At 71.6% G+C, this 13,197-nt stretch carries 12 protein-coding genes, 1 tRNA gene and 1 pseudogene; 6 read left to right on the forward strand and 8 right to left on the reverse strand.

Annotated elements, in window-relative coordinates; all coding sequences use genetic code 11:
• Window positions 1–6: 6 nt before the first annotated feature.
• Window positions 7–975: an NAD(P)-dependent oxidoreductase gene (locus tag PE066_RS07330; protein ID WP_271235899.1), complete on the reverse strand. Its 969-nt coding sequence runs from the start codon at window positions 973–975 to the stop codon at window positions 7–9.
• A gap of 108 nt (window positions 976–1,083) precedes the next feature.
• Between PE066_RS07330 and galU the strand changes: the two genes are divergently transcribed.
• Window positions 1,084–1,971, forward strand: a complete 888-nt coding sequence (gene galU, locus PE066_RS07335) for a UTP--glucose-1-phosphate uridylyltransferase GalU (protein ID WP_271235900.1) — start codon at window positions 1,084–1,086, stop codon at window positions 1,969–1,971.
• Between the two features lie 78 nt (window positions 1,972–2,049).
• On the opposite strand, the gene PE066_RS07340 is transcribed toward galU, so the two are convergent.
• Window positions 2,050–2,277 carry a sulfurtransferase TusA family protein gene (locus tag PE066_RS07340; RefSeq protein ID WP_271235901.1) on the reverse strand — a complete coding sequence of 76 codons (228 nt, stop codon included), beginning with the start codon at window positions 2,275–2,277 and terminating at the stop codon, window positions 2,050–2,052.
• A gap of 104 nt (window positions 2,278–2,381) precedes the next feature.
• Between PE066_RS07340 and rfbB the strand changes: the two genes are divergently transcribed.
• From rfbB to rfbC, 4 genes are read left to right on the forward strand one after another with little or no spacing between them, the layout of a single operon-like run.
• Window positions 2,382–3,443, forward strand: coding sequence for a dTDP-glucose 4,6-dehydratase (gene rfbB, locus PE066_RS07345; RefSeq protein ID WP_271235902.1), 1,062 nt, complete (start codon window positions 2,382–2,384; stop codon window positions 3,441–3,443).
• Entirely contained in the window at window positions 3,440–4,354 is a 915-nt protein-coding gene (gene rfbD / locus PE066_RS07350; RefSeq protein WP_271235903.1) for a dTDP-4-dehydrorhamnose reductase, read from the forward strand. Before rfbB ends, rfbD begins: the two co-directional genes overlap by 4 nt.
• Before the next feature lie 6 nt (window positions 4,355–4,360).
• The gene (gene rfbA, locus PE066_RS07355; protein WP_271235904.1) at window positions 4,361–5,245 is read left to right on the forward strand and encodes a glucose-1-phosphate thymidylyltransferase RfbA; all 885 of its coding nucleotides are present in this window, start codon (window positions 4,361–4,363) and stop codon (window positions 5,243–5,245) included.
• Window positions 5,246–5,250: 5 nt separating this feature from the next.
• Window positions 5,251–5,808, forward strand: a complete 558-nt coding sequence (rfbC, locus tag PE066_RS07360; RefSeq protein WP_271235905.1) for a dTDP-4-dehydrorhamnose 3,5-epimerase — start codon at window positions 5,251–5,253, stop codon at window positions 5,806–5,808.
• 49 nt (window positions 5,809–5,857) lie between these two features.
• Here the strand turns inward: rfbC and PE066_RS07365 are convergent, their stop codons facing one another.
• Window positions 5,858–6,388, reverse strand: a complete 531-nt coding sequence (locus tag PE066_RS07365) for an NUDIX hydrolase (RefSeq protein WP_271235906.1) — start codon at window positions 6,386–6,388, stop codon at window positions 5,858–5,860.
• 21 nt (window positions 6,389–6,409) lie between these two features.
• On the reverse strand, window positions 6,410–7,321 hold the full coding sequence (cysM, locus tag PE066_RS07370; protein WP_271235907.1) for a cysteine synthase CysM: 912 nt from the start codon (window positions 7,319–7,321) through the stop codon (window positions 6,410–6,412).
• A 42-nt stretch (window positions 7,322–7,363) separates the two neighbouring features.
• On the opposite strand from cysM, the gene PE066_RS07375 reads away from it, so the two are divergent.
• Window positions 7,364–7,450: transfer RNA gene (locus PE066_RS07375), tRNA-Leu, on the forward strand.
• A 235-nt stretch (window positions 7,451–7,685) separates the two neighbouring features.
• Here PE066_RS07375 and PE066_RS07380 read toward each other — a convergent pair.
• From PE066_RS07380 to PE066_RS21460, 4 genes and pseudogenes are all read right to left on the reverse strand, one after another.
• On the reverse strand, window positions 7,686–9,218 hold the full coding sequence (locus PE066_RS07380; protein ID WP_271235908.1) for a class I SAM-dependent methyltransferase: 1,533 nt from the start codon (window positions 9,216–9,218) through the stop codon (window positions 7,686–7,688).
• A 62-nt stretch (window positions 9,219–9,280) separates the two neighbouring features.
• The gene (locus PE066_RS07385) at window positions 9,281–11,800 is read right to left on the reverse strand and encodes an ABC transporter permease (protein WP_271235909.1); all 2,520 of its coding nucleotides are present in this window, start codon (window positions 11,798–11,800) and stop codon (window positions 9,281–9,283) included.
• Window positions 11,801–11,843: 43 nt separating this feature from the next.
• Entirely contained in the window at window positions 11,844–12,824 is a 981-nt protein-coding gene (locus tag PE066_RS21455) for a thioesterase domain-containing protein (protein WP_440480599.1), read from the reverse strand.
• Window positions 12,825–12,881: 57 nt separating this feature from the next.
• Window positions 12,882–12,998 (reverse strand): annotated as a pseudogene (locus PE066_RS21460) (phosphopantetheine-binding protein); the annotation flags it as partial.
• Between the last annotated feature and the right edge of the window lie 199 nt (window positions 12,999–13,197).

Raw genomic sequence — 13,197 nt, forward strand, 5'->3', positions numbered from 1 at the left:
GCCGGCTCAGACCCCCAGGTCCATCATGCCGGTCGGCGTGGGTTCGAACACGCCGTCCCGGGGCATCGACAGCGTTTCATGGATGCGGTGCGCCACGTACCAGCTGGCGCGCTGGCGCGCTTCGCGGGTGTGCGAGCCCAGGCGCGGCGTCAGGAACAGGTTGCTGCACTCGTGCAGCGGCGAGCCGCGCGAGGCGAACCCCGACTCGGCCCCGTCCAGCAGCGCCGCTTCGATGCGGCCGTCGTTCAGCGCCCGGGCCAGCGCCTGCGCGTCGTACAGCTGCGAGCGGCTGATGCCCACCCACATCTGGCCCGGCTTGCAGTGGGCCAGCAGCTTGTCGTTGATGAAGCCCTGGTAACGCGAGGCGTACATCACCTGCACCGTGATCGAATCGGCGTTGGCGACCAGATCCTGCAGGCCGACCGGCTGGATCTTGAGCCGGCCCCAGATCGGCGCCGTGTGGTGGATGGCCGGGTCGTAGCCGATCAGGCGGGCACCCAGCGAATGCAGCATCAGCGCCAGCGTGTGGGCGGTCGGCGCCAGCCCGAGGATGCCGACCGTGCTGCCATTGAGTTCGCGGCCCAGGCGGATCTCGGCATGGCGGTCGCCGTTGAGGGCGGCCCCGATGCCGCGCCGGTAGAGCATCAGCAGCGCGGCGAGCAGGTACTCGGCGTTGGAGCGCACGTTGGCGGTGCTGGCCTGGATGACGCGGACCTTGCGGGCGCGGCAGGCCTCCAGGTCGGTGTTGTCGGTGCCCACGTGCATGCGCGCGACCGCCTTGAGCATGGGGGCGAAGTCGAGGAATTCCTGGGTCACCACCACCTTGCGCGGCAGCACCACGGCCCGCGCCTTGTACACGGCCTTGCGCAGCGCACTCGGGTCGGTGGCGAGGTCGCCGCGCGTCTCGACACCGTGGCGTTCCTGCAGCCAGCTCAGCGCCTCCGGAACCAGGCGTTCGACCAGTAAGATGTCCAAGGTGGGATTGCGTCGTTGTCCGACACGGATATCAGCCGCAAGCAATGGCTGAGACGGCCGGCGCGTGAAAAACTGCGCGGACTTTAACCAAGATCACCTTTCCAGGCTATGAAAAATGTCACAAGGATCGACAAGGCTGTCTTCCCGGTAGCGGGCCTGGGCACGCGCTTCCTGCCGGCCACCAAGGCCATGCCCAAGGAGATGCTGCCGGTGGTGGACAAGCCGCTGGTCCAGTACGCGGTGGAGGAGGCCTACGAGGCCGGCTTGCGCCACATGGTCTTCGTCACCGGCCGCAGCAAGCGCGCCATTGAGGACCACTTCGACACCTCGCCCGAGCTGGAGGCGGAGCTGGAAGCCGCCGGCAAGACCGAGCTGCTGGAGTTGGTGCGCTCGATCGCACCGGCGGACATGGCCTGCTCGTTCGTGCGCCAGCCGCGCGCGCTGGGGCTGGGCCATGCGGTGCTGTGCGCCGCCCCGATCGTCGGCCAGGAACCGTTCGCCGTGCTGCTGCCGGACGACCTGATGTCCGGGCCCCAGGGCGGCGCCGGCGTGCTGGCCCAGATGGTGCGGCAGTTCGAGCGCACGCCCACCTGCATCCTGGCGGTGCAGGAGGTCCCGCGCGAGCACGTGCGCCGTTACGGCATCGTCGCCGGCGAGCCGGCCGGCGAGCGCCTGACGCGCGTCAGCCGGATGGTGGAAAAGCCCGAGCCCGATGCCGCACCCTCGCGCATGGGCGTGGCCGGCCGCTATGTGCTGACGCCCGCGGTGTTCGAGATGATCCGCACCAACCCGCGCGGCGCGGGCGGCGAGATCCAGCTGACCGACGGCATCGCCCGCCTGATCGAGGCCGAGGGCGTGCATGCGTACCGGTATGAAGGCCGCCGCTACGACTGCGGCAGCAAGGAAGGCTTCCTGCAGGCCACGGTCGATTTCGCGCTGAAGGACCCGCAACTGGGCCCGGGCTTCCGCGACTACCTCAAGAACCTGGCTCTCTGAGGGTTGCCCGCCGGACGGCAGCGCAGCGGTCCTGGGTGGACTGTGCGGCTGCCACCTGCAGCGCCGGCCTCGCGTCCCTCAGCGGCGCTTGAGGACGTGGATGAATTCCTCGCCCTGCTGCTGCTGCTCGACCAGCTCGTTGCCCGTCTGGCGCGCAAACGCCTGGAAGTCGCGCAGCGACCCCGGATCGGTGGCCACCACCTTGAGCAACTGGCCCGACTGCATGTCCGTGAGCGCCTTCTTGGCGCGCAGGATGGGCAGCGGGCAGTTCAGGCCGCGCGTGTCGATTTCCTTGTCGATGTTCATCGGGCCACTCGTTGCAGGCAGGCTGTCGATTCTAGGCTCGGCGCGAGCGGCGGCCCGACGGGCAGGGCATTTGCTATCGTCGCAGATTCTCAGCCAGGGCTTGCATGATCCTCGTCACCGGCGGCTGCGGATTCATCGGATCCGCCTTCATCCTCGATTGGCTGGCCCAGGATCGTGAGCCGGTCCTCAACCTCGACCTGCTCACCTACGCCGGCCATCCCGGCAACCTGCAGGCCCTGCAGTCGCACTCCGGCTACCGCTTCGTGCGCGGCGACATCGGCGACCAGGCGCTGCTGGCGGCGCTGCTGCGCGAGCACCGGCCGCGCGCCATCGTCCACCTGGCCGCCGAAAGCCACGTGGACCGCTCCATCGCCGGCCCGGACCCCTTCATCCAGACCAACGTGGTGGGCACCACGCGCCTGCTGCAGGCGGCGCACGGGCACTGGAGCCGGCTGCCGCCGGCCGAGGCAGCGGCGTTCCGCTTCCTCAACGTGTCCACCGACGAGGTGTTCGGCTCGCTGGGCGCCGACGACCCGGCCTTCAGCGAGACGCATCCGTACCGGCCGAACAGCCCCTACTCGGCCTCCAAGGCCTCGGCCGACCACTTCGCCCGCGCCTGGTGCCACACCTTCGGGCTGCCCGTCATCACCACCAACTGCTCCAACAACTACGGCCCGCGCCAGTTCCCGGAAAAGCTGATCCCGCTGGTGATCCACCACGCGCTGGCGGGCCGGCCGCTGCCGGTCTATGGCGACGGGCTGCAGGTGCGCGACTGGCTGCACGTGAACGACCACTGCTCGGCGCTGCGCACGGTGCTGGACCAGGGGCGCCCCGGCGAGACCTACAACATCGGCGGACGTTCCGAGCGCACCAACCTGGAGGTGGTGCATGCCATCTGCCGCGTGCTCGACGAAGCGCGGCCGGGCCGCCGCCACGCCGAACTGATCCGCCACGTGGACGACCGCTGCGGCCACGACCGCCGCTATGCCATCGACGACCGCAAGATCGCCAGCCAGCTCGGCTGGAAGCCGGCCGTGGCCTTCGAGCAGGGCATCCGCGACACCGTGCAGTGGTACCTGGCGAACAGCGACTGGGTGGCATCCATCCACAGCGGCGCCTACCGGCAGGGGGCGCCGCAGTCGAATCCGGCGCGGCACTCGGCATGAAGATCCTGCTGTTCGGCGCGGCCGGGCAGGTCGGCTGGCAACTGCAGCGCAGCCTGGCGGTGCTGGGCGAGGTGGTCGCGCTGGAGCGGCGCAGCCAGCCCCTGTGCGGCGATCTTGGCAACCCCGCAGGCATCGCGGCCGCGGTCGAGGCGGTCGCGCCCCAGGTCGTCGTCAATGCCGCCGCCTACACCGCGGTGGACCGGGCCGAGGATGAGCCGGAGCGGGCCTTCGCCATCAACGCCCAGGCTTGCGAGACGCTGGCCCGCGCCGCGGCCCGCGTCGGGGCTTGGGTGGTCCATTACTCCAGCGACTATGTGTACGACGGCAGCGGCGACCGGCCCTGGCGCGAAGGCGATCCGACCGGCCCGCTGGGCACCTACGGCCGCAGCAAGCTGGCGGGCGACGAGGCGCTGGCGCGCGAGAACCCACGCCACCTCATCCTGCGCACCAGCTGGGTGTTCGACAGCTGGGGGCAGAACTTCGCCCGCAGCATCCTCCAGGCGGCCGCGGCCCGCGACGAGCTCTCGATCGTGGCCGACCAGTGGGGCGCGCCGACCCGCGCCGCCCTCATCGCCGACGTCACTGCGCATGTGCTGCGCACCCTGGCGGCACGGGCGGATGCGGCTGCGCTGGCCGGCGTCTATCACCTGGCCGCCGCCGGCTTCACCAACTGGCACGGGTATGCCCTGCTGCTGATCGAGGAAGCCCGGCGCCACGGCCTGCCGCTGCGGACCACGCCCGAGCGGGTGCGACCCATTCCCGCCGCGGACTACCCGGTGCGGGCCGCGCGGCCGAAGAATTCGCGGCTCGACACCGCCCGCCTGCGCCAGACCTTCGGCCTGTCCCTGCCGGCCTGGCAGGACGGCGTGCGTGCCGTCGTGGCCGAACTCGCGCAACAGCGCCCCGCCTGAAGAACCATGCAGAAGCCTCCCGCCCGCAAGGGCCTCCTCCTGGCCGGCGGCGCCGGCACCCGGCTGCACCCGGCCACGCTGGCCATCTCCAAGCAGCTGCTGCCGGTGTTCGACAAGCCGATGGTCTATTACCCGCTGGCCACGCTGATGCTGGCCGGCATCCGCGAGGTGCTGGTGATCAGCACGCCGCAGGACAGGCCGCACTTCGAACTGCTGCTGGGCGACGGCCGCCGCTGGGGCATGGCGATCTCGCATGCCGTGCAGCCGCAGCCCGAAGGGCTGGCACAGGCTTTCCTCATCGGCCGCGGGTTCCTGGCCGGCGGGCCCAGCGCCCTGGTGCTGGGCGACAACATCTTCTACGGCCACGACCTGGTCAAGCTGCTGCAGCAGGCCAACGGCACGACCGAGGGCGCCACCGTGTTCGCCTACCACGTGCGCGACCCGCAGCGCTACGGCGTGGTCGGGTTCGACGAGCAGGGCAATGCCACCTCGATCGAGGAGAAGCCCGCCCAGCCCAGGAGCAACTTCGCCGTCACCGGGCTGTACTTCTACGACGCCGAGGTGTGCGACATCGCCGCCGGCGTGCGGCCCTCGGCGCGCGGCGAGCTGGAGATCACCGACGTCAACCAGCACTACCTGGCGCGCGGCCGCCTGCGGGTGCAGACCATGGGCCGCGGCTTTGCCTGGCTCGACACCGGCACCCACGAAAGCCTGCTGGAGGCCGGCCAGTTCATCCACACGCTGGAGCAGCGCCAGGGCCTGAAGGTGGCGTGCCCGGAGGAGATCGCCTGGCGCAACGGCTGGATCGACGATGCCGCCCTCCTGGCGCTGGCCGAGCCGTTCGGCACGAGCAGCTATGGCGCCTACCTGCAGGCGCTGCTGAAGGACTGAAGACGATGCAGGTCACGCCCACCCGGCTGCCCGAAGTGCTGCTGATCGAGCCGCGCGTGTTCGGCGATGCCCGGGGCTTCTTCCTGGAAAGCTGGAACCAGCGCACGTTCGACCAGGCCGTCGGCCAGCCGGTGGCCTTCGTGCAGGACAACCATTCGCGCTCGGCCCAGGGCGTGCTGCGCGGCATCCATTACCAGCTCGGGCAGCCGCAGGGCAAGCTGGTGCGGGTGGCCAGCGGCCGGGTGTTCGACGTGGCCGTGGACCTGCGACGCCACTCGCCGCGCTGCGGCCAGTGGGTCGGCGTCGAGCTCAGCGCCGACAACCACCGCCAGCTCTGGATCCCGCCCGGTTTCGGCCACGGCTTCCTGGTGCTGTCGCAGGAGGCCGACGTTCTCTACAAGACGAGCGACTACCACGCGCCGCAGGACGATCGGGCGCTGGCCTGGAACGATCCGCACCTGGGCATCGAGTGGCCGCTGGCGCAGGCCGGCGGCAAACCCCTACTTTCGGCACGCGACCAGGCAGCGCCTGGTTGGGGCGAAGCCCAGCTGTATCCCTGGTGATCGGCTCCCGCCGTGGGCGCGTGCGCCGGCCACGGTGGAGCCGGTTGCGCTAGTCGGCGCGACGCTGCCACTCCACGAACTGCGGCTCGTAGCCCTTGCCGCGCAGCCAGTCGGCCAGCGCGTAGCCGGTGCCGGCCGGCCAGCACTTGACCTGGTCGTATGCGTAGAGCCGGTAGTCGACCAGCTCGGGCGACAGCCGCACTTCGCCTTGCGCCTGCACGTGGTAGGCGATGATGACCTGGTTCATGCGCTGGAAGTCGTAGACGCCGATCAGCTGCACGGCGCCGGCATCGAGGTTGGTCTCTTCCTTCAGCTCACGCCGGATGCCGTCCTGCGGTGTCTCGCCGGCTTCCATGAAGCCGGTGATCAGCGCGTACATCTTGCCCGGCCAGGCGGCGTTGCGCGCCAGCAGGATGCGGTCCTGGTACTCCACCACGGCGGCCAGCACCGGCGTCGGGTTGTTCCAGTGGGTCCAGCTGCAGGCCGGGCAACGCAAGCGCTCCCGGGGGCCGCCGTCCTCGTCCTGCACGATGGGCTGCAGGGCGGTGGCGCATTGGGGGCAGAACCGGTAGGCGCTCATGCTCCCTCCGTCCGCCCGCGCTTACGCCGGGAACACGCCGGTGGACAGGTAGCGGTCGCCGCGGTCGCAGACCACGAACACGATGGTCGCGTTCTCCACCCGCTCGGCGATCTGCTGCGCCACCCAGCAGGCGCCCGCCGCCGAGATGCCGCCGAAGATGCCTTCCTCGCGCGCCAGCCGGCGGCACATCTCCTCGGCATCGTCCTGGCTGACCAGCACCGTCTCATCGACGTGGGTCGGGTCGTAGATGCGCGGCATGTAGGCCTCGGGCCACTTGCGGATGCCGGGGATGCGCGAGCCCTCGGCCGGCTGCGCGCCGATCACGCGCACCTTCGGGTTCTTCTCCTTGAGGTAGCGCGAGACGCCGGTGATGGTGCCGGTGGTGCCCATGGCGCTGACGAAGTGGGTGATGCGCCCGCCGGTCTGCTGCCACAGCTCGGGCCCGGTGGCCTCGTAGTGGATGCGTGGGTTGTCGGGGTTGCCGAACTGGTCGAGCACCCGGCCCTTGCCCTCGCGCGCCATGTTGCCGGCCAGGTCGCGCGCGTACTCCATGCCGCCGCTCTTGGGCGTGAGCACCAGCTCGGCGCCGAAGGCCTTCATGGTCTGGGCCCGCTCGATCGACAGGTCCTCCGGCATGATCAGCACCATGCGGTAGCCGCGGATCGCCGCGGCCATGGCCAGCGCGATGCCGGTGTTGCCGGAGGTCGCCTCGATCAGCGTGTCGCCCGGCCGGATCTCGCCGCGCTCCTCGGCCCGGCGGATCATCGACAACGCCGGGCGGTCCTTCACCGAACCGGCCGGGTTGTTGCCCTCCAGCTTGCCCAGCACGACGTTGCCGCGCTGCCGGTTGCCGGGTTCGCCGATACGCTGCAGGGCGACGAGGGGGGTGTTTCCGATCGCGTCTTCGATGGTGGGATAGCTGCGCGGGTCCATCGCCTCACTGTGCCATAATTTTTTGCTGCGCTCTTCAACGCTGCCGGAGTGGCGAAATCGGTAGACGCAGCAGACTCAAAATCTGCCGGTGGCAACACCGTCCCGGTTCGATTCCGGGCTCCGGCACCAAGGCTCCCCGCACCCGAAAAAACGCCCGGCGCGCGGCCGGGCGAAGAACCTCCATGGCTGGGACCGTAACCAAGGACCGGCCCCACGGTCAGCATGGTCGAACCGCCGAGCCAGCGCCGTCAGGCTGAGCCTCGACTTGTGGCTCGGCCGCTTCCGACCGGCGTGTAGGCCGAAGCGCCGAGCCAGCCGCCGGGAACTCTTCGGCATGCCGGCACAGGGGCAGGTCGCGTGACCTTCAGGCGATGCCGAGCGCGCGCAGCACCGGCAGTTGCGACTCGACGAAGGTGCGGGCCTGGCTTTCCAGCTCGGCCACGTTGGCCGTTTCGCTCTCCAGCGCCTGGCCGTCCTTGACGATGCGCTGGTTCTGCGCGGCCAGCGTTCGCCAGACCTGCCGCGCGAGCTCGGCGGGAGCGGGGTTGCCGTCGCGCGCGGCCGCCAGGAACAGCTGCGAGAACCGCGGCACGTGCACGCCGCCGCCGGTGACCGGGCTGGCCAGGTACTGCACCTCGGCCGCGTTGCGGGCCCGGGAGCACAGCCAGGCATTGATGCGCTGCGCGGCCGGTCGCGCACGGGCGATGCCCGCTTCGTCCTGCGCCGGAAACAGCGACCCGTTGCCGACCAGCAGGATGACGGCTTCGGTGAGCTGGGCCAGCGTGATGCCGCCGCTGCCGAGCCGGTCGTGGATGTCGCCGAGCGTGTGCGGTGCCTGGTCGCCGAAGGCATCGAGGACCGGCGCGTACACGCTCTCCTGCATGGCGGCGGCTCCCAGGCTGCCTTGCACCTTGAGCGGCACGTCGGCGCGCGGCTGCGCCAGCACGAAGGACAGGGCCCGCAGCGCCTCGGCCTGCTCGCCGGGGCTCAGCCGGCGCGCGCCGCGGACCCAGTAGTCCTTGCGGAACTGCTGGTTCACGCAGAAATCGCGCACCGTCTGGCGGAAGGCCGGATCGGGGATGCCGCGCAGCAGCTCGCGCTGCTGCGCCGTCAGGTTGATCTGCTCGACGTGGTCCAGCAGGTTGGCGGAACAGGCAAAGCCCAGCTTGGCCGATTCCAGCCAGCCGGCCATCTGCTCGAACGACATCGGCGCCCAGTCGCGGTTGAAGTACTCGTGCGCCAGGTAGTTGCGGTTCTGCGCCTTGAGCTGCTTGAGGCGCTCGGCCACGCCGGGGTTGGCGAGCGCGTAGCCCGGCTTGGCCGCCAGCAGCCGGTCGGCGAATTCGAGCGCAGCCTCGATGCGCTGCACCCGGCCCATGCCCGGGGCGCCCATCTGCTCGCTGTGCGCGGTCAGCAGGCCGCGCAAGGGCGCCATGGCCGACCAGCCCGGCATGGTGTTGTAGCTGACGTAGACGACGCCGCCGACCTTGAGCTTGCGGCGGATGAAGTCGGCGATCACGCGCCGGTTGTCATCCGACACCCAGCTCCAGATCCCATGCAGGCCGATGTAGTCGAACTCGGGCAGGTCGGTGCGCGCGCAGAACTCGTCGAAGGCATGGTCGAACAGCGCCGGGTTGCCGCCATGGCTGCCCAGCTCGCGCGCGAACGCCGCCTGCGAAGGGTTGAAGTCGGTGCCCCACCACTGCGCGCCGCCCGCCGCGGCATGCAGGTTGATGCTCAGTCCCTGGCCGAACCCGAGCTCGCAGGCGTTGCGCAGGGCCGGCACGGCGAGCCCCGCGTTGAGGAAAGCCAGTGCCACCCGCTGCGGGTTCAGCTCCGAGTAGTAGCCGTGGGTGTACTCCAGGTCGGCCACGTAGCCGTCGGTCCAGTCATCCATGTCGCCCCCGTCGTTGGCGGGCGATTCTACGGATGGGCCTGGCGATGCGACCGCGGCAGCGGCTACTCCGCGGCGCTGCGCAGCGTCTCCACCACCGGCCGGCGCAGCACTTCGCGCAGGCCCCACCAGCCGGCGGCCAGCGCCAGCACGGCGCCCGCCAGCGCGCCGCCCAGCAGCACCAGCGGCGATGCGGTCCACTGGAACTCGAACACCCAGCGCGCCAGCCCCCAGCCCACCACGCCCGCCACGGCGCTGGCCAGCAGGCCGGCGAGCAGGCCGACGCCGGCCAGCTCGGCCCGCTGCACCTGCCGCAGCAGCGCGCCGCTGGCGCCGACCGCCCGCATGATGGCGAACTCGCGCGCCCGCTCCTCGCGGGTGGCGGTGACGGCGGCGAACAGCACCACCAGGCCGGCGGCCAGGGTGAAGCCGAACAGGAACTCGACCGCCCGCACCACCTTGTCCAGCACGCCCTGCACCTGGTCGATGGTGCTGCTCATGTCGACGTTGGTGATGTTGGGAAACTGGCGCACCAGCGCGCTGTCGAAGCCCTTGCGCTCGGGCGCGCGGAAGGCGGCCATGTAGGTGGACGGCACGTCGGCCATGCGGCTGACCGGGAACATGACGAAGAAGTTGGCGCGCATCGAGCCCCAGTCGACCTTGCGCAGCGAGGTGATGCGGGCCTGCACCGGCAGCCCGCCGATGTCGAAGCGCAGCTCGTCGCCCAGCTTCAGGCCCAGCGTATCGGCGATGCCCTGTTCCACGCTCGCCGCCCCGGCCTCCTCCGGCTGCCAGCGGCCGGCGACGATCTGGTTGTGCGGCGGCGCGGCGGCCGCGTGCGAGAGGTTGAATTCCCGGTCGACCAGGCGCTTGGCGCGGTCCTCGGTGTAGTCGCCCGGGCCCACCTCGCGGCCGTTCACCGCCACCAGCCGGCCGCGGATCATCGGGTACCAGTCGAAACGCTGGACGCCGGCGTGCTGCAGCGCCTGCAGGAAATCGTCGCCCTGCTCCGGCATCACGTTGATGACGAAGCGGTTGGGCGCATCCGGCGGCGTGGCCTGGCGCCAGCTCGACACCAGGTCGGTACGCAGCAGCACCAGCAGCACCAGCGCCAGCAGACCCACCGCCAGCGAGCTGACCTGCACCACGGCGTAGGCCGGCCGCGCCGACAGCTGGCGCGTCGCCAGCACCAGCCAGCGCGGCGCCGTGGCCTCGTTGACCGACAGCCGCAGCAGCTTCACCGCCGCCCAGCTCAGCACCGCGAACAGCAGCACCGCGCCGGCGAATCCGCCCACCGCGATGGCGCCCAGCCGCAGGTCGCTGCTGGCGGCCAGCAGCAGCGTGGCGAAGCCCAGCACGCCCAGGCCCAGCACCGCCAGCGAGGCCGGCTTGAGGGTGCCGACGTCGCGCCGGATCACGCGCAGCGGCGGCACCTGCGCCAGCTGCAGCACCGGCGGCAGGCCGAACGCGAACAGCAGCGTCAATCCCATGCCGAGCCCGAAGGCGACCGGCCAGCCGCCGGCCGCCGGTAGCGCGGTCTCCACCAGCCCCGACAGCAGCAGCACGAACACGAAGTGCACGGCATAGCCCAGCGCCACGCCCAGCACGCTGGCCGCCAGCCCGACCAGGCCGAACTCCACCGCGTAGCCCAGGGCGATGGTGCGCTGCGGCTGCCCCAGCACGCGCAGCATCGCGCAATCGTCCAGGTGGCGGGCCGCGAAGCCGCGCGCGGCCAGCGCCACCGCCACCGCGCTGAGCAGCGCCGACAGCAGCGCGACCAGGTTCAGGAATTTCTCGGCCCGGTCCAGCGTCTGCCGCATCTCGGGCCGGCCGCTGTCCAGCGACTCGACCCGCACGCCGCGCACGCCGGGCTGCTTCACCTGTTCGTCGGCGAACGCGGTGAAAGCCTTGACCGCCCGGTCCGGTCCGGCCACGGCATAGCGCCAGGTGATGCGGCTGGCCGGCTGCACCAGCCGGGTGGCGGCGAGGTCGGCCTGCCGGATCATCACGCGCGGCGCGAAGCTCGAGAAGCCGGTGCCGCGATCGGGCTCGAGCAGCAGCACGCGACCGATGCGCAGGCTGGCATCGCCCAGCAGCAGCGTGTCGCCCGGCGCCAGCGCCAGCGCCTCCAGCAGGGCGCGGTCGACCCAGGCTTCACCCGGCCCCGGCAGCTCGCGCGTCGGCGCGCCCGGCCGGTCGGCGCCGGCGGCCACCGTGAGCTGGCCGCGCAGCGGATAACCCGGCTCCACTGCCTTGAGCGCGACCAGCCGCGCCGCGCCGCCGCGCTCGTCTGGCGCGCGCGCCATGGTCGGGAACAGCACGCTGGTGGCCGCCTGCAGGCCGAGCGAACGGGCCCGGTCGAGGAAGGCCTGCGGGGTCGGGTTGTCGCTGGCGACGACGGCGTCGCCGCCCAGCAGCTGGCGCGCGTCGCGGGCCAGCCCGCCCTTGAGGCGGTCGGCGAAGAAGCCCACCGCGGTCAGCGCCGCCACGGCCAGCGTGACGGCCACGATCAGCAGCCGCAGTTCGCCGGCGCGCAGGTCGCGCCACAGGGTGCGCCAGCCCAGGCGCCAAAAGGAACTCCGCATGGCACGCACCTTAGCAAACCAGGCGCCGCGGCGTCGGCGCCGCTCAGGCCACCGGGCTCAGGCCGTGCGGCGACACCTCGCGTGGCCCGGTCCGCCCGGAACCCCTGGAGTGCCCGGTCGGCTCGTCGCCGTCGAGCCGCGCCAATTCACGCCGGAACGCCTCGATCACCTCCGAGATGCCGGGCTCGGACATCATGCTGAAGTGCGAGCCGGCGATCTCGGTCAGGCGGATCTCGCCGGTCACGTGCTCGTCCCAACCCAGCCGGGGGCCGGCGTACAGGTACAGGGTCTCGGCCTGCGCCGCCCGGAACAGCACCACCTCGCCGGCGTAGGGCTGGGGCCGGTACTGCGCCTGCGCATCGGTGAAGTTGCGGAACAGGTGGAAGTCGACCAGCTCCGGCGGTAGTGGCTCGCCGCGCGCCAGCTTCTCCAGCGCCAGCTGGTAGGAGCGCTGCATCACGCGCGCGCGCCGGCGCCGGCTGGGCCAGTCGAGCGCGAAGGCCAGCGTCCAGTGCCGCTTGAGCCAGAGCTTCTGCAGCAGCGGCACCTTGCGCAGGGCCGCGGTCGGCGCCAGCGTGTCGATCATCAGGATGGTCTCGACGCCCGCGCCGGCCTGCACCAGCTGCTGCGCCATCTCGTAGGCGATCACGCCGCCGCCCGAGTAGCCCGCCAGCCGGTACGGGCCCACCGGATCGACGCTGCGGATCGCCTCCACGTACTGGGCCGCCATCGCCTCCACGCTGGACAGGGGCGGCAGCCGCCCATCGACCCCCTGCGCCTGCAGCCCGTAGAAGGGCTGCTGCGGACCGAGCCGATCGGAGATGACCTTGAAGTTCAGCACGTTGCCGCCGGCGCCGTGCACGCAGAACAGCGGCCGGCGCGCGGCCGCGCCGCGGCAGATGGCCACCAGCGGCGACCAGCCGCGCGGCAGCTGGATCACGTTGGAGGCGGGTGCGGGCGCCGGCGACGGCGACGGCGCCGGCGCGCTGGGCAGGCGGGTGTCCAGGTCGCCGGCCTGCGCCACCAGCGCCGCCAGCCCGGCCAGCGTCGAGCCCTGGAACAGCGTGGCCAGCGGCAGGTCGACGTTCCACTGCTTGCGGATGCGCGCGAACAGCCGCACCGCCGCCAGCGAGTGGCCGCCGAGCGCGAAGAAGTCGTCGTCGCGGCCGACCTCCTCCACGCCCAGCAGCTCGCGCCAGGCGTCGGCAATCACCGACTCGACCGGGTTGAGCTGCGCCGCCGAGGCGGCCGGGGGGCGCGACGCAGCCACCGGCGGTAGCGGCCGCGGCGCGGCCTCGCTCATGGCCCGCTGGACGGCCGACAGCGGGATGGACGACACCACCAGCTCGCGGGCATCGGCGGCCAGCACGCGCTCGAACAGTTGCGGCGCCTCTTCG

This window comes from Ramlibacter tataouinensis (assembly GCF_027941915.1).
GTDB lineage: Bacteria > Pseudomonadota > Gammaproteobacteria > Burkholderiales > Burkholderiaceae_C > Ramlibacter > Ramlibacter tataouinensis_C.